Here is a 17,526-nt window from a genome sequence, read left to right as displayed (position 1 = left end):
ACTGTAAACAGTTTATTATGATGAGACAACTCTTATTCCTTCACGGGTTTTCATAGGAATAAGGCATTATATATGTATGTAGAAATTTTGTTGAAAGCGAGTTGATCCTGATTGGATCTTTTATCTATAAAAAATCCAACGTTTCTAAAAGGAATGTCAAATGCAGAATTAGAGGAGCTTAGTGCTGACATTCGCATGTTTTTAATTGAGTCATTAGCTAACTCTGGCGGGCACATCGGTCCGAACCTAGGTGTTGTTGAACTCACTGTTGCACTTCACAAAGTATTTGACAGCCCGAAAGACAAATTCCTTTGGGATGTTGGACATCAGTCTTACGTTCACAAGCTGTTAACTGGGAGAGGTGCGGAGTTTGATACACTTCGTCAATATAAAGGACTTTGCGGTTTTCCTAAACGAAATGAAAGTGAACATGATGTATGGGAGACGGGTCACAGTTCAACCTCATTATCTGGCGCGATGGGTATGGCGGCAGCGCGGGATATCAAAGGAACAGATGAATATATTCTTCCGGTTATCGGAGATGGTGCGTTAACCGGCGGTATGGCGTTAGAAGCGCTGAATCATATCGGTGATGAAAAGAAAGACATGATTGTCATATTAAACGACAATGAAATGAGTATTGCACCAAACGTTGGTGCCATTCACACAATGCTTGGCAGACTGCGTACAGCTGGTAAATATCAATGGGTAAAGGACGAGCTCGAATACTTATTCAAGCGCATTCCAGCCGTAGGCGGGAAGCTAGCTGCAACAGCAGAGCGTATTAAAGACAGCCTGAAATATTTACTTGTGTCTGGCATGTTCTTTGAGGAAATGGGCTTCACCTACTTAGGTCCTGTAGATGGACATTCCTATGAAGATCTTTTTGAAAATCTTGAATATGCAAAGAAAACGAAAGGTCCTGTTCTCCTGCATGTCATCACGAAAAAAGGAAAAGGCTATAAGCCGGCAGAATCTGATAAAATCGGAACTTGGCACGGCACAGGTCCATACAAAATCGATACAGGTGATTTTGTGAAACCGACAGCAGCGGCTCCGTCATGGAGTGGTCTAGTCAGTGAAACCGTCAGAAAGCTGGCGCGGGAAGATGAACGAATTGTTGCCATTACGCCTGCGATGCCTGTTGGCTCAAAACTTGAAGGGTTTGCAAAGGAATTTCCAGAGCGAATGTTTGATGTAGGGATTGCAGAGCAGCACGCAGCCACAATGGCGGCTGGGCTTGCAACGCAGGATATGAAGCCATTCTTAGCAATTTACTCAACTTTCCTTCAAAGAGCCTATGATCAAGTGCTGCATGACATTTGTCGTCAGAACCTCAATGTGTTTATCGGAATTGACCGTGCGGGCCTTGTCGGTGCAGATGGAGAAACGCATCAAGGTGTGTTTGATATTGCTTTCATGCGCCATATGCCGAATATGGTTCTGATGATGCCAAAGGATGAAAATGAAGGACAGCATATGGTCAATACAGCCATTCAATATGATGGCGGTCCTATTGCGATGCGATTCCCGCGCGGAAATGGACTCGGCGTCAAAATGGATGAACAGCTGAAAACCATTCCGATTGGCTCATGGGAAGTTCTTCGTCCAGGGAAGGATGCCGTGATTTTAACATTCGGTACGACCATTAAAATGGCGCTGCAAGCAGCAGAGGAACTGCAAAAAGAAGGGAAATCAATTCGTGTCGTCAATGCTCGTTTCATTAAGCCCCTTGATGAACAGATGCTAAATGAAATACTGTCTGAAGACATTCCGATTTTAACGATTGAAGAAGCTGTTCTCCAAGGTGGATTTGGAAGCAGCGTATTAGAATATATACACGACAAGAAAGCGTCACATATAAAGGTAGAACGTATGGGCATTCCAGATGAATTTATTGAGCATGGAAGTGTCGATGCCCTGCTTGAAGAAATTGGTCTGACGAAAGCGCAGGTTGCTGAAACTTTACGTACCCTGCTTCCCGCAGCACCAAGAAAAGGAATTGGATCATGACATCAAAGAAAGAACGACTTGACGTTTTATTAGTCGAACAAGGACTAATGGAAACGAGAGAGAAAGCAAAGCGTGCCATCATGGCAGGGATTGTTTACTCAAATGAGAACCGTTTAGATAAACCAGGAGAGAAAATCGCTCGTGATACACCGCTCACTGTGAAGGGGAATCCCTTGAAATATGTGAGCCGCGGCGGGTTAAAACTTGAAAAAGCGCTAAAAGAATTTGACTTAACAGTTGAAGGGAAATTGCTGATCGATATCGGCTCATCAACAGGCGGATTCACAGATTGTGCACTCCAAAATGGAGCGGTCAAATCATACGCTGTTGATGTTGGCTACAATCAGCTTGCGTGGAAATTAAGGCAGGATGACCGAGTGATCGTGATGGAACGCACCAATTTTCGCCATTCCGTCCCAGCTGATTTTACTGAAGGATTGCCAGAGGTTGCGTCGATTGATGTATCTTTTATTTCACTCAAACTTATTCTTCCGGCTTTAAAGCATATTCTTGTCCCAGGCGGTGACTGTATCGCGCTCGTCAAGCCCCAATTTGAAGCAGGCAGAGAGCTTGTCGGAAAAAAAGGCATCGTGCGTGATCCATCTGTCCACCTCGGTGTGCTAGAAGAAATGAATCAATTTGCTGCAAAAGAAGGCTATGACGTAAAGGATGTTTCTTTTTCACCAATCACTGGTGGAGATGGGAATATTGAATTCCTGCTTCATTTGGTGCTTCATCCTGATCAAGAGGAGAATGCGGCACTTCCGGCTTCTGAACTTGAGAAAGTGGTCAAGGAAGCCCATTCCGTATTGAAAGAAAAGAAAAACAGTCCTGAGCCCGCTGACACATGAGATCATTCAAACAAAAGGAATAATAGCTCGCTATTATTCCTTTTTACATGGACAAAAGACGAGAATCGACAGTTTCTCACGTAATGCTTGTTTTTTGAAGTGTGCATCATATAACATAGAACGTAAAGACAAATGAGAATCAAACGCCTAGGGGGGTCAAAATGAATAAAGGTCAGAGGCATATTAAGATTAGAGAAATCATAGCAAGCCAAGAGATAGAAACACAAGATGAATTAGTCGATATATTGAAATCCGATGGTCATAACATCACACAGGCGACTGTATCAAGAGATATTAAAGAGTTACATTTAGTGAAAGTACCGACGAACAATGGAACGTATAAATACAGCCTTCCTGCGGATCAGCGGTTTAACCCGCTGTCAAAACTGAAGCGTTCACTAATGGATGCATTTATTAAGATGGATGCTGCCAGCCATTTAATCGTCCTGAAAACAATGCCAGGTAATGCTCAGGCCATCGGTGCTTTAATGGATAATTTAGATTGGGAAGAAATTATGGGAACCATTTGCGGAGATGATACCATTTTGATTATTTGCCGCACACCAGATGATACGGATACAGTTTCGACCAAAATTTTAGAGCTTCTATAAAGAGATCAGGTTTACAAAAAGAGGTGTCAAATGAGTGTTAGCAGAACTAACCATTAAAAACTTTGCAATCATTGAAGAGTTAACGGTTTCATTTGAAAAAGGACTCACGGTTCTAACAGGGGAAACAGGTGCCGGAAAATCTATCATGATTGACGCTGTCTCACTTCTTGTCGGGGGAAGAGGATCATCTGAATTTGTTCGTTACGGTGAAAAAAAAGCAGAGCTGGAAGGGCTTTTTCTTGTGCCGGCAGATCATCCTGTATTTGACCTATGCGAAGAGCAAGGAATTGATGCATCGGATGAAATGATGATTCTTCGCCGTGATATGAATCAAAGCGGGAAAAGCATCTGCCGCATTAATGGCAAGCTTGTCACGATCTCTCTTCTGAGAGAAGTAGGACGGCTTTTGCTCGATATACATGGACAGCACGATAATCAGCTGTTGATGGAGGATGAAAACCATTTGCATTTGCTTGATCAATTTGGGGCAGAAGAAATTGTACCTGCTTTATCACAATACCATGAAGCGTATGATCAATATACCAAGACAGCTCAAAAGCTAAAACAGCTGTCAGAAAATGAGCAGGAAATGGTGCACCGTTTAGACTTACTACAATTTCAGCTGGAAGAGATTGAAGCGGCCCAATTAGAGCTGGGAGAAGATGAGAAGCTTCAGGAAGAACGTCATCAAATCAGCAACTACGAAAAAATTTATTCCTCGCTTCAAAACGCGTATAACGCCCTGCGCAATGAGCAAGGAGGGCTTGATTGGGTTGGGATGGCTTCAAGCGAGCTAGAGCAGGTTTCTGAGATCAATGATGATCTAAAAAAGCTTTCTGAGCAAGTTTCGAACTCCTATTACTTATTAGAGGATTCTACCTTCCAAATGCGCAGCATGCTGGATCAGTTAGAATTCGACCCGGCGCGTCTTGACTTTATTGAGTCTAGGCTGAATGAAATGAAGCAGTTAAAGCGAAAGTATGGCGCAACGGTTGGAGAAATCTTGGAGTATGCGGCTAAGATTGAAGAAGAAATAGATCAAATCCAAAATCGAGACAGCCACCTGCAAACGCTCAAAAACAAACTGGATGCAATGAGCCGCGATGCACTGCTGGAAGCACTCAACGTGTCAGAGCTTCGTAAAAAATGGGCCAAAAAGCTAGCGAAGCAAATCCAAGCAGAGTTAAAGGATTTGTATATGGAGAAATCATCCTTTGATACGGCTTTTGCCATTCGCTATGCGCCCTTTGGCAGCACGGACTGCCCCCTTTTAGACGGAAAACCTGTCCAGCTCGGAAAAAACGGAATAGACCAAGCACAATTTGTCATTTCTACAAATCCAGGCGAACCGATGAAATCTTTATCAAAAGTAGCCTCCGGTGGAGAAATTTCACGTGTCATGCTGGCAGTGAAGAGTATTTTCTCAGCCAAACAAGAAGTCACATCCATTATTTTCGATGAGGTTGATACAGGCGTCAGCGGCAGGGTCGCACAGGCCATTGCCGAAAAAATTTATAAAGTAGCGGCAGGATCACAAGTGCTCTGCATCACACATCTGCCCCAAGTAGCTGCAATGGCTGATACCCATCTTTTCATTTCTAAACGCTCTAAAGCCGGCAGAACACTAACGAATGTCAAATCATTAAGTCATGAAGAAAAAGTGAGTGAAATTGGCCGGATGATTGCAGGTGTGGAAGTCACTGAGCTGACAAAACAGCATGCAAAAGAATTATTGCACCAAGCAAATGATGTCAAAACGACAGGGTAGCTGAATGACCAGCTGCCTTTTTTATGTTGTCTAAAATTCGCTGTATATACGCATGAAATCGTCTTTTTCTTTTATCAATTTATCCAATCATTTTCTACATGTGCCAGTTATAAATCCTCGCGAAGAAGGCAAAAGTATAGATGTAGCCAAAACATTAGTGTTCTGGTGTGGGTAAGGAGCGAGGAGAGTGAAAAATGAATGCCCGAAAAGATGAGAAAAGCCATTGGTGTGATTCTCCTTGTTTCTTTAATAAGTACAGGGTTTATGAGCATAGTGAAGGAATATATCAGCATTCCAACAAAAGTTGCTGTATTTGAAAAAGAAAAGCACTCAATTGAGACATCGATTGAAGCCTCAGCCAATACTTCTTCACCAGCCTTTAGTCTTTCAGAGAAAAAGAATCAGCTTGAAGTAACCGGACAAAAGGCGGGGAAAGCCGAAATTGTTTATGATTTTAAAGGATTTCCTATTAAGAAAACAAAAGTCGATGTTCTCCCTGAATTAAAAGTCATACCTGGAGGACAATCCATTGGCGTCAAGCTCCACTCTGTCGGAGTTCTCGTTGTAGGTTTTCATCAAATCACAACAGCAGACGGCAAAAAATCGCCAGGTGAAGCCGCAGGCATTCAATCAGGGGATATGATCATTCAAATAAATGGTCAAAAGATGGAGAAAATGAATGACCTCACCCCATTTATTCAGAAAGCTGGGAAAACGGGTGAAACACTTCAATTACTCATAAAAAGAGATCATAAAACCTTTCAAACAACATTAACACCCGCAAAAGATGCAAGTGAAGGCACCTATCGAATTGGTCTTTACATTCGTGATTCCGCAGCAGGAATCGGAACGATGACCTTCTTTGAACCATCTTCTAAAAAATATGGTGCCCTTGGGCATGTGATTTCTGACATGGATACAAAAAAACCAATCGTTGTCGACAATGGTGAAATTGTCAGATCAACCGTCACATCGATTGAAAAAGGCACAGGAGGCAATCCTGGAGAAAAACTGGCGAGGTTTTCTTCCGAGCGAAAAACGATAGGTGATATCTCGCGCAATAGTCCATTCGGTATATTTGGTACATTAACCGAAAAGCTCGAAAATCATGTAGCGGACAAACCACTTCCAGTCGCTTTATCAAATGAAGTAAAAGAAGGTCCAGCAGAGATCTTAACCGTTGTGGACCATGATAAAGTGGAGAAGTTTGATATCAAAATCGTCAGCACAACACCGCAGAAATTCCCGGCCACAAAAGGGATGGTACTGAAGATAACAGATGAACGATTATTAAACAAAACGGGCGGAATTGTACAAGGAATGAGCGGAAGCCCCATCATCCAAAATGGCAAAGTCATTGGAGCTGTCACACACGTATTCGTCAATGACCCGACAAGCGGATACGGCGTACACATTGAATGGATGCTGTCAGAAGCAGGAATCGATCTTTATCAAAAAAACAAAAAAGCAAGCTGATCAAAAACTGCCGCGAATCTTCCGGCAGTTTTTTTCTACCCTTTCTTTCTCTCCCGTCATGTTATAAAATAAGGAAAAAGAGATTTTTCGACAAAATGGAAAATAGTATGTTGTCAAATTGCAATAATCGTCGATTCGTTAAGAAAAACGTAGAAAAAGCTAGATAATGCTCTATTATTCGGAAAATTAAAGTTTTTTAAAGGGGATAGCATGGTTTTGTCGAATTGAACACTCAGAAGAGAAATGCAAAAGACTAAAGGAATCGACATTGGGGAGGAAAGAACGTGGAGAAAATTAAAGTGTGTGTAGCTGATGATAATCGAGAGCTTGTTGGCCTTTTGACAGAGTATATTGAGGGACAGGAAGATATGGAAGTACTTGGCGTGGCCTATAATGGTCAGGAATGTCTGACATTATTTAAAGATAAAGAGCCCGACGTTCTCCTCTTAGATATTATCATGCCTCATTTAGACGGTCTTGCTGTACTGGAACGACTCCGTGAAAACTCTGATATGACCAAGCAGCCAAGTGTGATTATGCTAACGGCATTCGGACAAGAAGATGTAACGAAAAAAGCAGTCGATTTGGGTGCATCCTATTTCATTTTAAAGCCATTTGATATGGAAAACCTAGTAGGTCATATTCGTCAAGTCAGTGGAAACGGCACACAAGTTACCCATCGATCTTCATCTATCCAAAACAGTGTCCTTCGAAACAAACCTGAACCGAAACGTAAAAACTTAGATGCGAGCATTACGACGATTATTCATGAAATTGGCGTGCCAGCTCATATTAAAGGGTATTTATACTTAAGAGAAGCGATTTCTATGGTGTACAATGATATTGAGCTTCTAGGCAGCATTACAAAAGTATTGTATCCAGACATCGCGAAGAAATTTAACACGACAGCCAGCAGGGTGGAACGAGCAATTCGTCATGCCATTGAAGTCGCCTGGAGCAGAGGAAACATCGATTCCATTTCATCACTCTTTGGTTACACAGTCAGCATGTCAAAAGCCAAACCGACCAATTCAGAATTTATTGCCATGGTGGCTGATCGTCTGCGTTTAGAGCATAGAGCAAGCTAGTTCATTTCAGATGAAAAAACGTTTCTTCATTGAGGCGTTTTTTTATTTTTGAAAAAGATTGTAAAAAAATGGTTGTGTTGATAAAATCATCTTAATGTTTAAATTGGACAAACGGGCTGCTTTATTTTCAGAATAAAATGAAAAATAAAGCATGAAAGAAATCGAAAAGACATAAAGTAGTGGTAATCAGCTACGCCAAACAATCGATGTAGAAGAAGAAAACGCTCATTCGTAAGAAAAAGGATGAGAGGAAAAGGTCTTATGGAATTGGTAAATAAAGCAAATGAGATCGAAAGTTCTATTTCTATTGACCTGATTGGTTGGCGTTTTAAAGTCACTGGCTTCTTAGAGATTGTGCCATTTGAACTGAATATTCCCATTGTCGAATTTAATAATTTTCACATTCTTTTACTATGCTATAATAATGAAAAGAAGAGGGTGAGGTTATGGGAAAGCTGAAAATCCACTCTGCTGAGGTAGCGAACGAAATTAGCAAGTGGACGAGGGTCATTTCTCAGAATGACCTAGAAAAATCTGCTGTCTATAAAGAGAAAATTCTGAATTTGCTAAAAAATACAGATGAAGACCGCGAAGTTCTCCTTTATTATCAGCTTGTTGACGGCAGACATGAAATGTTACTTGGAAATATTGAAAAAGCCAATCAAATTATGAAAACTGTCGGAACGCTGGATGAGAAAGCAGATGACATTATTAATTTTTATTTTTATTTTTACAAAGGCCAATACGCCGCGTATGTAAAGAAGTATGACGAAGCCATTAGTTTTTACAAAATTGCAGAACAGCGCCTAAAACGAGTGAATGAAGATCTGGAAGTGGGAACTTTTCACCATAAGGTCGCTTCTATCTATTACGAACTGAAACAAAATTTCATTTCCATTAATCATATTAAAAAAGCCATCGATACGTTCAAAGCGCATGAAGAATATACAGCTCAGGCGATTGACAGCTTAATTTTACATGCCAGCAATTGTATTGATTTGTTCCAATTTGATGAAGCAGAGGATAAATATCAAGAGGCACTTGAAAAAAGTAAGCGCATTAACAATGAAGTGCTGATTGGGAAATGCTATCACAATTTAGCGGTCCTTTATTATGCAAAGCCTGATTATGAAAAAAGCGCACAATATGCAAAAAAAGGAATGGGCATTCAAATTCACCGCGACAATAGCCATTATTACATCCAATCTTTATATGTTCTGGCAAATGCCTTAGTTCATCTAGGAGATCAAGAGGCGAAAGAATATATCAAAGAGGGCATTCAGTATAGCTGCGATATCCAAAATAATGAATATATAGTAAAATTTGAAATTTTAGATTTAATGTGCGAAAATAGTGGAGCAGCAGACGTATTCTCTGAAAAATTAGACTACATAGAAAAAAATAGATTATATGTGGAGCTTGAGGATTTGTCTGAACAAATATCGAAATACTTCAAGGAACGAAATGACTATCAAAATGCCATTCGTTTTCTTGAAAAGAAATTCGATGCACAAATACTTCAAAAGAAAGTGGAGGTTATCTTATGAAAAAGTTGTTGTTAGGTGTAACAGTCGTTACAGCAGTCGCAGTTGTTTCTTCCCTTTTTGCTCTCGACGCAGAGATGACAGAGCAAGCCATCAGAGCGATTACGTGATCGAATTTATCTTTCAACCTCTTCGCACTTAAAAGAAGAGGTTTTTTTATGTGCCCAAACTGGAAAAAATGAAAAAGACCCGTCATAATGAAGGTAAGCATCATATTTAGAGGTGACATATGACGAAAATTTTCGCACACAGAGGCTATAAAGGAATCTATCCTGAAAACACAATGATCGCCTTTGAGCATGCACTCCATTCTGGAGCTGACGGTATTGAGCTTGATGTTCAGTTGACCAAAGACGGCAGACTGGCTGTCATTCACGATGAGAAGCTGAACCGAACGACGAATATGAAAGGTTTAGTGAAAGACCATACATATGAAGAGTTAAAAGCAGGAGATGCAAGTCATTCTTTCTATGAAGAAACAGGTGCTGTGTCCATTCCCCTTTTAGAGGAAGTATTGGAGCTAGTTACGCAGCAATCATCATTGATCATCAATATTGAGCTGAAAAACTCCATTTATCGATATCCAGGGATCGAAGAGAAAGTAAAAGAGCAAATCGAACACTTTCAAATTGAGGATCGTGTACTTGTCTCATCCTTTCATCACGGCAGTTTAGCTCTTTTCCACAAGCTGATGCCGCAAATTGAACTTGCGGTACTTACGATGGATGTGATTCATCAGCCCGAGATGTACTTAAAAACAATACCTGCAAGGGGATACCATCCAAATATGAAGGGGGCTGGGGTAACGAAAGAGGTCGTGTCGGCTCTCCATGCTGATAAGCAAGTGATCAGGCCGTTTACAGTAAACAGTGAGAAGCAGATGCGAAACATGTTCTCCTTAGGCGTCGATGGAATTTTTACTGACTTTCCTGACCGAGCGGTGAAATTAAGAGAAGAAATGAAATAAAGACCTGCTATCATCAGCGGGTCTTTTTTCGTGTTTATCTTTGCTTAAAGCGAGCAGTCACTTTATTACGTTTACGGTCTCTATATAAAATAAACCCAGCTACAACATAAAGACCTCCCCCTAAAAATAACAACCCTGCAATTCCTTGCAGCCATAAAAATGGAAATGGTGCAATGGTGATGCCAAAAACAGTGTCACGCAGCAGCTTAATCCCAAGTGCTGCAAAGGCGCCAGGTATTAAAATAATCACTAATGCAAGTATTCTCCCCATCAAATGTCCCCTTAATCGTCATTTACTTCCATTGTCTAATTCAAAAAATATTTTGTCAAGAAAGGAAAACGTGGTAATATAAGAGTTGTGCAATTTTTTGCAACGGAAAAATATGGTGTGCAAATTTTTTCATACAAAGGGGTAACGGGATGCAGAGAGTCTTGATTGTCGGTGCAGGACAGGGTGGATCAGCATTGCTTGAAACATTGCTGAAAACAAATATGATTCAAATCATCGCGATCGCTGACCTTGATCTTGGGGCACCGGGGATGGTAGAAGCGAAAAAGAATGGAATTGATACGACAACGGATTGGAAAGAATACATAAAAGAAGACATTGATATCATCATTGAAACAACTGGCCGTTCTGCTGTGTTAAAGGAACTGATTGAAAAAAAACCAGAGCATACTGTCATTGTTCCAAGTTCGATGGCATACGTCATATCGGAATTAATGTCAGAAAAGCAGCAGCTTATTCAAATGCTAAAGGAACAAACCTATAAACATGACCGCATTTTCAATGCAACGAATGATGGCATGATTTTTATTAATATGGATGAAGAAGTGGTCCTATTTAATCGATCGGCTGCCAAAATGGTGGGACGTTCACAAAAAGATGCGATTGGCCGTCACATTCGAGAAGTGATTCCAAATACAAAACTTCCCGACATTTTAAGGTCAAGAGAGCCAGAATTTAACCAAAAACAATTTTTGAATCAGCAAATTCAAATTGTTACTACGCGTCTGCCGATTATTGATGACGCAGGGAGAATGCTCGGCGCTTTATCCATCTTTAAAGATATTACAGATGCGGTTGAGCTTGCAGAGGAAGTCACGAACCTCAAAGAAGTGCGAACGATGCTTGAGGCCATCATTCAATCATCAGATGAAGCCATATCGGTTGTCGATGAGCAAGGAAAAGGGATCTTAATTAACCGTGCTTATACGAAAATGACCGGTTTAACGGACAAAGAGATTGTGGGTAAACCAGCAGGTGCAGATATTTCTGAAGGTGAAAGCATGCACTTGAAGGTTCTTGAAACAAGAAGACCTGTTCGAGGCGTCAGAATGAAAGTCGGACCAAACAAAAAAGATGTGATCGTCAACGTAGCGCCAGTCATCGTTGATGGCATCCTCAAGGGCAGTGTCGGGGTCATTCACGACGTATCAGAAATTCAATCACTCACAAATGAATTAAATAAAGCAAGGCAGCTTATCCGGACACTAGAGGCCAAGTACACGTTTGAAGACATTATTGGAGAAAGTGAGCAAATGCTTGTGGCACTTGAGCAGGCAAAGCTAGGTGCAAAAACACCGGCTACCATTTTACTCCGAGGAGAATCAGGTACTGGGAAAGAGCTGTTTGCGCACGCCATACACAATGAAAGTGACCGGAAATATAACCGCTTCGTACGGGTTAACTGTGCGGCCTTATCGGAGACCCTTTTAGAGTCAGAACTTTTTGGCTACGAGGAAGGAGCGTTTTCTGGTGCAAGGCGCGGCGGGAAAAAAGGGCTATTTGAAGAAGCGAATCACGGCAGCATCTTTTTAGACGAAATTGGTGAAATGTCCCCAAGTACTCAAGCGAAATTACTTCGCGTCATGCAGGAGAAAGAAATTGTGAGAGTAGGCGGAACAAAAGCCATACCGGTGGATGTGCGTGTGATCACGGCAACAAATGTCAATATTGAAAAAGCGATGGCGGAAGGGAAGTTCAGAGAGGATTTATATTATCGGATGAACAGATACCCGATCTCCATCCCCCCGCTTAGGCAGCGTCTTGAAGATATTGACTCATTAAGCAAACGTCTCATCCAGAAGATCAATTTAGACTATGGACGGAATGTGAGTGGTTTAACAGAACATGCACTTAATAGACTTCGTTCATACAGCTGGCCAGGCAACGTGAGAGAGCTTGAAAATGTGCTTGGACGAGCTATGATCTTTTTGAACCCGCAAGAAGAATGGATTGATGAAGGGCATATTGCATTCATGGAATCGGAAAAGCATGAAGAAAAAGAGCAGGAACTTGCTGTCAGCCAATTTGAGGGTGAGACGCTTTCGGACGCCGTTGAAGCATTTGAAGCGCAGCTAATTAAACAAACCCTTGAAAAGCATCAATTCAATCGTACCAAAACAGCGAAAACGTTAGGGATCAGCATTCGAAACCTTTACTATAAAATGGATAAATATCAGCTTGCAAAAGATAGCATGCAATAACATGCATGTTACCTGCAAAAAAATGCACGCATTTATCGGGAAATGGTTCATTTACCTCGCGTTTCACGCTGGCACGGAACTTGCATAAAGAAAAGATGAACCGAGCACAAGGAAAGGTGGGCATGTATGAAGCTGGACGATCTGATTATCAAAGCCTCGCAGCTGCAGAATAAAACAGCGGCTGTGGCTCATGCAGAAGACGAAGAAGTGCTTCATGCCATCAATATGGCAATTGAACGAAAGGTCGCTCGCTTCCTGCTGGTTGGGAACAAACGCAACCTGAAGGAGCGAGTCAAACAGCATGAAATCAATGAAGACTGGATAGATATTATTCATTCTGATTCACCCGAAGAATCTGCCAAAATCGCTGTACAGGCAGTAAGTGAGAAGCATGCAGATATTTTGATGAAGGGGAATGTCCCGACAGCAATTCTTTTAAAAGCGGTACTGAATAAAGAATACGGACTTCGAACAGCGAGTGTCCTATCACATGTCGCGGCCTTCGAAGTGCCAGGCTTTGACCGTTTTATCTATGTAACAGATTCTGCGATGAACATCGCGCCAGATTTAAATATGCTGAAAGAAATTACGATCAATTCTGTTCAAGTAGCACATGCTGTCGGAAACGACATGCCAAAGGTTGCGGTGTTATCTGCGGTAGAGGTAGTCAACCCAGCAATGGATTCGACGCTGACTGCTGCAAGTCTTGCCCAAATGAATCGAAGAGGTCAAATTTCTGGCTGCCTCATTGATGGGCCGCTTGCTTTAGATAATGCCATTTCTCAAACGGCGGCTTCTCATAAAAATATTACGAGTGATGTAGCTGGTCATGCAGATATTTTGCTTGTGCCAACAATTGAAGCAGGCAACATCCTTTATAAATCTCTCATCTACTTTGCGCATGCAAAGGTTGGGGCTGTAGTGGCAGGAGCGAAGGCGCCGATCGCTTTAACAAGCCGGTCTGATTCAGCCGAAAGTAAGCTCTATTCAATTGCACTTGCTATCTGTACATCAAATTAAGCGGAAGTATTAGGAGGAATAGACAATGGAACTTTTTAAATATATGGAACGATACGATTATGAACAGCTTGTATTTTGTCAGGATGAGCAGTCGGGCTTAAAGGCCATTATTGCGATTCATGATACAACACTTGGGCCGGCACTAGGCGGAACGAGAATGTGGACGTATGAAAACGAAGAAGCAGCCATCGAAGATGCTTTGCGTCTAGCAAGAGGGATGACTTATAAAAATGCGGCAGCAGGGCTTAATCTTGGCGGCGGGAAAACAGTCATCATCGGTGATCCGAGAAAAGACAAGAATGAAGAAATGTTCCGTGCGTTTGGACGTTACATTCAAGGGCTGAATGGCCGCTATATCACAGCTGAAGATGTCGGAACAACTGTTGAAGATATGGATCTTATCCATGAAGAAACAGACTTTGTTACAGGCATCTCTCCTGCGTTTGGTTCTTCCGGGAACCCATCTCCTGTCACAGCTTATGGTGTATATAAAGGGATGAAAGCAGCTGCTAAAGCTGCTTTCGGGACGGATTCATTAGAAGGAAAAACGATTGCCGTCCAAGGTGTTGGAAATGTGGCCTACAATCTGTGTAAACATCTACATGAAGAAGGCGCACAGCTGATTGTGACAGATATCAACAAAGACTCTGTTCAGCGAGCGGTAGAAGACTTCGGTGCAAAAGCTGTAGACCCTGACGATATTTATGATCAAGCATGTGATATTTATGCGCCGTGTGCACTAGGTGCAACCATTAACGATATGACGATTCCTAAACTAAAGGCAAAAGTCATTGCAGGTGCAGCGAATAATCAGCTAAGAGAAACTCATCACGGGGATCTTATTCATGAAATGGGCATTGTGTATGCACCTGATTATGTCATCAATGCAGGTGGTGTGATTAACGTTGCTGATGAGCTTTACGGTTATAATGCTGATCGTGCAATGAAAAAAGTCGAAGGCATTTACCAAAATATTGAGCGTGTCATTGAAATTTCAAACCGTGATGCCATTCCAACCTATAAAGCGGCAGACCGATTGGCTGAAGAGCGAATTGAAAGAATGCGCAAATCAAGAAGTCAATTCTTGCAAAATGGTCAACATATTTTAAGTCGTCGCTAATTTGAAGAATGAGTTGAAACGGAGGTTTTGTTTTTGCAAACAAAAGAATGGCGTATTCTCACGATTAATCCTGGCTCTACTTCAACAAAAATCGGTGTGTTTCATAATGAACGGTCCATCTTTGAAACGACACTAAGACATACAGATGAGGAATTAAAGCAGTTTCCTCATATCATTGATCAATTTTCATTTCGTAAGGAAACAATTCTGAAAACCCTGCATGAACAGGGGATGAACATCTCAAAGTTTGATGCAGTTTGTGCACGCGGCGGTCTTCTTCGCCCAATTGAAGGAGGCACATATGAAGTAAATGAGCAAATGGTCGAGGACCTAAAAGCAGGGTATGCCGGACAGCATGCGTCCAACCTAGGCGGTATCATTGCACGAGAAATTGCACTCGGCCTGAATATCCCAGCTTTTATTGTCGATCCAGTTGTAGTGGATGAACTAAAGCCAATTGCTCGTATTTCAGGGCTGCCAACGATTGAGAGAAAAAGCATTTTTCATGCCTTGAATCAAAAGGCGGTCGCAAGAAAAACAGCCGCTTCGTTTGGAAAGCGTTACGAAGATTTGAACATGATCATTACGCATATGGGCGGCGGTATCACAATTGGTGTACATGAAAAAGGAAAGGTCATTGATGTCAATAACGGGCTTCATGGCGAAGGCCCTTTTAGCCCAGAGCGGGCAGGTACGCTTCCAACCGGTGACCTCGTCAACCTTTGCTTTTCTGGTGAATACTCGCAAGAGGAAATGCTCAAGCGCATTATTGGTGAAGGTGGTCTTGCGGGCTATCTCGGCACGACAGATGCTGTCAAAGTAGAGCGCATCATTGAAGCAGGAGATGAACGTGCAGCGCTTATTTATGAAGCGATGTGCTATCAAATCGCAAAGGAAATTGGTGCAGCTAGTGCGGTTTTGAAAGGAGCAGTTGACGTCATTGTGTTAACAGGCGGCCTTGCGTACAGCAAACAAATTACGTCAAGTATTAGAGGGTACATTGACTGGATTTCAGATGTCGTTGTCTATCCAGGTGAAAACGAATTGCAATCCTTAGCAGAAGGTGCACTTCGTATTTTAAAAGAAGAAGAATCACCGAAAGAATACCCAAATGATCAAAGGACAAAGAAAGGAGTGACAAGTCATGGCAACTGAATATGACCTCGTCATTCTTGGTGGAGGCACAGGCGGCTATGTAGCGGCCATCCGTGCCTCGCAGCTTGGATTGAAAACAGCAGTCGTAGAAAAATCACAGCTTGGAGGAACATGTCTTCATAAAGGCTGTATTCCGTCTAAAGCGCTGCTCAGAAGTGCAGAAGTTTATCAAACGGTTAAACGTGCGGCCGATTTCGGCGTGGAGGCAAGTGGTATCGCCTTACAATTTGCAAATGTGCAGAAAAGAAAAGCAGAGATTGTAGAAAAGCTAGCAGGCGGCGTTAAACACTTAATGAAGCAAGGAAAAATTGATGTATACGAAGGGCTTGGTCGTATACTTGGCCCATCTATCTTTTCGCCAATGCCAGGAACCATCTCTGTAGAAATGGCGAATGGGGATGAAAATGAAATGCTGATTCCAAAGCAGGTCATCATTGCGACAGGTTCAAGACCGCGCGTGCTGCCTGGGCTTGAAGCAGACGGAACGCACATCCTGACATCAGATGATGCACTTGAACTGCAAGAGCTGCCTCAGTCGATACTGATTGTCGGCGGCGGGGTGATCGGGATCGAGTGGGCATCCATGCTGAATGATTTTGGGGTGAAAGTCACTGTAATCGAGTATGCAGATCGCATTTTGCCAACAGAAGATCAAGACATTTCTAAAGAAATGGAAAAGCTTTTATCTAAAAAAGGTATCACCTTTGTCACAAATGCGAAGGTACTGCCAGATACAATAGAAAAGCAAGAGAATTTCGTCAAGATTCAAGCGGAAAAGGACGGAGACATTCAGTTGTTTGAAGCGGAAAAACTCCTTCTTTCAGTCGGTCGAGTACCAAATATTGAAGGTATAGGGCTCGAAAATACGGAGATCCAAACAGAAAAGCATGGCATTGTCGTGAATGAACATTATCAAACGAAGGAATCACATATTTATGCGATAGGAGATGTCATTGGCGGGCTTCAGCTGGCACATGTGGCTTCACACGAAGGCATGATTGCCGTGGAACATATGGCCGGAAAAGAACCGAAGCCGCTCGATGAAACGCTCGTGTCTAAATGTGTTTACTCTCACCCAGAAACCGCTAGTGTTGGACTCACTGAACAATCGGCAAAAGACCAAGGGTATGAAGTGAAGATTGGGAAATTCCCTTTCATGGCGATTGGAAAAGCTCTTGTGTTTGGGGAGTCTGATGGATTTGTCAAAATCATTGCCGATCAAAAAACAGATGATATCTTAGGGATTCATATGATTGGTCCTCATGTAACAGATATGATATCTGAAGCTGGATTAGCCAAAGTACTTGATGCAACGCCGTGGGAAGTGGGGCAAACAATTCACCCGCATCCAACCTTGTCAGAGGCGATTGGCGAGGCAGCACTTGCTGTTGACGGTAAGGCGATCCATTTTTAATCAAGGAGG

14 protein-coding genes are annotated in these 17,526 nt (G+C 42.1%); 13 read left to right on the top strand and 1 reads right to left on the bottom strand.

Features of this window, described 5'->3' with window-relative positions:
• Positions 1-111 precede the first annotated feature (111 nt).
• From dxs to NPA43_RS10890, 8 genes are all read left to right on the top strand, one after another.
• A complete protein-coding gene (gene dxs, locus NPA43_RS10925; protein ID WP_099726687.1) occupies positions 112-2,013 on the top strand; it encodes a 1-deoxy-D-xylulose-5-phosphate synthase in 1,902 nt (633 codons plus the stop codon).
• A complete protein-coding gene (locus tag NPA43_RS10920) occupies positions 2,010-2,864 on the top strand; it encodes a TlyA family RNA methyltransferase (protein ID WP_034661248.1) in 855 nt (284 codons plus the stop codon). Before dxs ends, NPA43_RS10920 begins: the two co-directional genes overlap by 4 nt.
• A gap of 161 nt (positions 2,865-3,025) precedes the next feature.
• The gene (gene ahrC / locus NPA43_RS10915; protein ID WP_099726688.1) at positions 3,026-3,475 is read left to right on the top strand and encodes a transcriptional regulator AhrC/ArgR; all 450 of its coding nucleotides are present in this window, start codon (positions 3,026-3,028) and stop codon (positions 3,473-3,475) included.
• Positions 3,476-3,509: 34 nt separating this feature from the next.
• The gene (gene recN / locus NPA43_RS10910; RefSeq protein ID WP_249705710.1) at positions 3,510-5,243 is read left to right on the top strand and encodes a DNA repair protein RecN; all 1,734 of its coding nucleotides are present in this window, start codon (positions 3,510-3,512) and stop codon (positions 5,241-5,243) included.
• Between the two features lie 198 nt (positions 5,244-5,441).
• A complete protein-coding gene (gene spoIVB / locus NPA43_RS10905; protein ID WP_256498769.1) occupies positions 5,442-6,719 on the top strand; it encodes a SpoIVB peptidase in 1,278 nt (425 codons plus the stop codon).
• Between the two features lie 284 nt (positions 6,720-7,003).
• Positions 7,004-7,807, top strand: coding sequence for a sporulation transcription factor Spo0A (gene spo0A / locus NPA43_RS10900; RefSeq protein ID WP_034319717.1), 804 nt, complete (start codon positions 7,004-7,006; stop codon positions 7,805-7,807).
• A gap of 446 nt (positions 7,808-8,253) precedes the next feature.
• The gene (locus tag NPA43_RS10895) at positions 8,254-9,354 is read left to right on the top strand and encodes a Rap family tetratricopeptide repeat protein (protein WP_099726692.1); all 1,101 of its coding nucleotides are present in this window, start codon (positions 8,254-8,256) and stop codon (positions 9,352-9,354) included.
• 226 nt (positions 9,355-9,580) lie between these two features.
• Entirely contained in the window at positions 9,581-10,318 is a 738-nt protein-coding gene (locus NPA43_RS10890; RefSeq protein WP_256498768.1) for a glycerophosphodiester phosphodiesterase, read from the top strand.
• 34 nt (positions 10,319-10,352) lie between these two features.
• On the opposite strand, the gene NPA43_RS10885 is transcribed toward NPA43_RS10890, so the two are convergent.
• Entirely contained in the window at positions 10,353-10,589 is a 237-nt protein-coding gene (locus NPA43_RS10885) for a DUF2627 domain-containing protein (RefSeq protein ID WP_099726694.1), read from the bottom strand.
• A gap of 149 nt (positions 10,590-10,738) precedes the next feature.
• On the opposite strand from NPA43_RS10885, the gene NPA43_RS10880 reads away from it, so the two are divergent.
• The 5 genes from NPA43_RS10880 to lpdA all read left to right on the top strand — a co-directional run bounded on the left by NPA43_RS10880 (position 10,739) and on the right by lpdA (position 17,517).
• Positions 10,739-12,808: a sigma-54 interaction domain-containing protein gene (locus NPA43_RS10880; RefSeq protein ID WP_256498767.1), complete on the top strand. Its 2,070-nt coding sequence runs from the start codon at positions 10,739-10,741 to the stop codon at positions 12,806-12,808.
• A gap of 126 nt (positions 12,809-12,934) precedes the next feature.
• Positions 12,935-13,828 (top strand): phosphate butyryltransferase, encoded by an 894-nt coding sequence (yqiS, locus tag NPA43_RS10875; RefSeq protein WP_099726696.1) that lies wholly within the window; start codon positions 12,935-12,937, stop codon positions 13,826-13,828.
• A 25-nt stretch (positions 13,829-13,853) separates the two neighbouring features.
• Positions 13,854-14,948 carry a branched-chain amino acid dehydrogenase gene (gene bcd, locus NPA43_RS10870; protein ID WP_249705708.1) on the top strand — a complete coding sequence of 365 codons (1,095 nt, stop codon included), beginning with the start codon at positions 13,854-13,856 and terminating at the stop codon, positions 14,946-14,948.
• A 33-nt stretch (positions 14,949-14,981) separates the two neighbouring features.
• Positions 14,982-16,103, top strand: a complete 1,122-nt coding sequence (gene buk / locus NPA43_RS10865) for a butyrate kinase (protein ID WP_099726698.1) — start codon at positions 14,982-14,984, stop codon at positions 16,101-16,103.
• On the top strand, positions 16,093-17,517 hold the full coding sequence (gene lpdA, locus NPA43_RS10860) for a dihydrolipoyl dehydrogenase (protein ID WP_256498766.1): 1,425 nt from the start codon (positions 16,093-16,095) through the stop codon (positions 17,515-17,517). The genes buk and lpdA overlap by 11 nt, the downstream gene beginning before the upstream one ends.
• Positions 17,518-17,526 lie beyond the last annotated feature (9 nt).

The organism is Bacillus pumilus, from assembly GCF_024498355.1.
GTDB lineage: Bacteria > Bacillota > Bacilli > Bacillales > Bacillaceae > Bacillus > Bacillus pumilus_P.
Note: the sequence above shows the minus strand (reverse complement) of the source record. Positions and strands in the feature narration are given on the sequence as shown.

Bases quoted from the DNA above. Each gene is read 5' to 3' on its own strand.
- NPA43_RS10920 (WP_034661248.1), top strand. From the start codon at position 2,010: ATGACATCAAAGAAAGAACGACTTGACGTTTTATTAGTCGAACAAGGA.
- ahrC (WP_099726688.1), top strand. From the start codon at position 3,026: ATGAATAAAGGTCAGAGGCATATTAAGATTAGAGAAATCATAGCAAGC.
- spoIVB (WP_256498769.1), top strand. From the start codon at position 5,442: ATGCCCGAAAAGATGAGAAAAGCCATTGGTGTGATTCTCCTTGTTTCT.
- NPA43_RS10895 (WP_099726692.1), top strand. From the start codon at position 8,254: ATGGGAAAGCTGAAAATCCACTCTGCTGAGGTAGCGAACGAAATTAGC.
- NPA43_RS10890 (WP_256498768.1), top strand. From the start codon at position 9,581: ATGACGAAAATTTTCGCACACAGAGGCTATAAAGGAATCTATCCTGAA.
- NPA43_RS10885 (WP_099726694.1), bottom strand. From the start codon at position 10,589: ATGGGGAGAATACTTGCATTAGTGATTATTTTAATACCTGGCGCCTTT.
- NPA43_RS10880 (WP_256498767.1), top strand. From the start codon at position 10,739: ATGCAGAGAGTCTTGATTGTCGGTGCAGGACAGGGTGGATCAGCATTG.
- yqiS (WP_099726696.1), top strand. From the start codon at position 12,935: ATGAAGCTGGACGATCTGATTATCAAAGCCTCGCAGCTGCAGAATAAA.
- bcd (WP_249705708.1), top strand. From the start codon at position 13,854: ATGGAACTTTTTAAATATATGGAACGATACGATTATGAACAGCTTGTA.
- lpdA (WP_256498766.1), top strand. From the start codon at position 16,093: ATGGCAACTGAATATGACCTCGTCATTCTTGGTGGAGGCACAGGCGGC.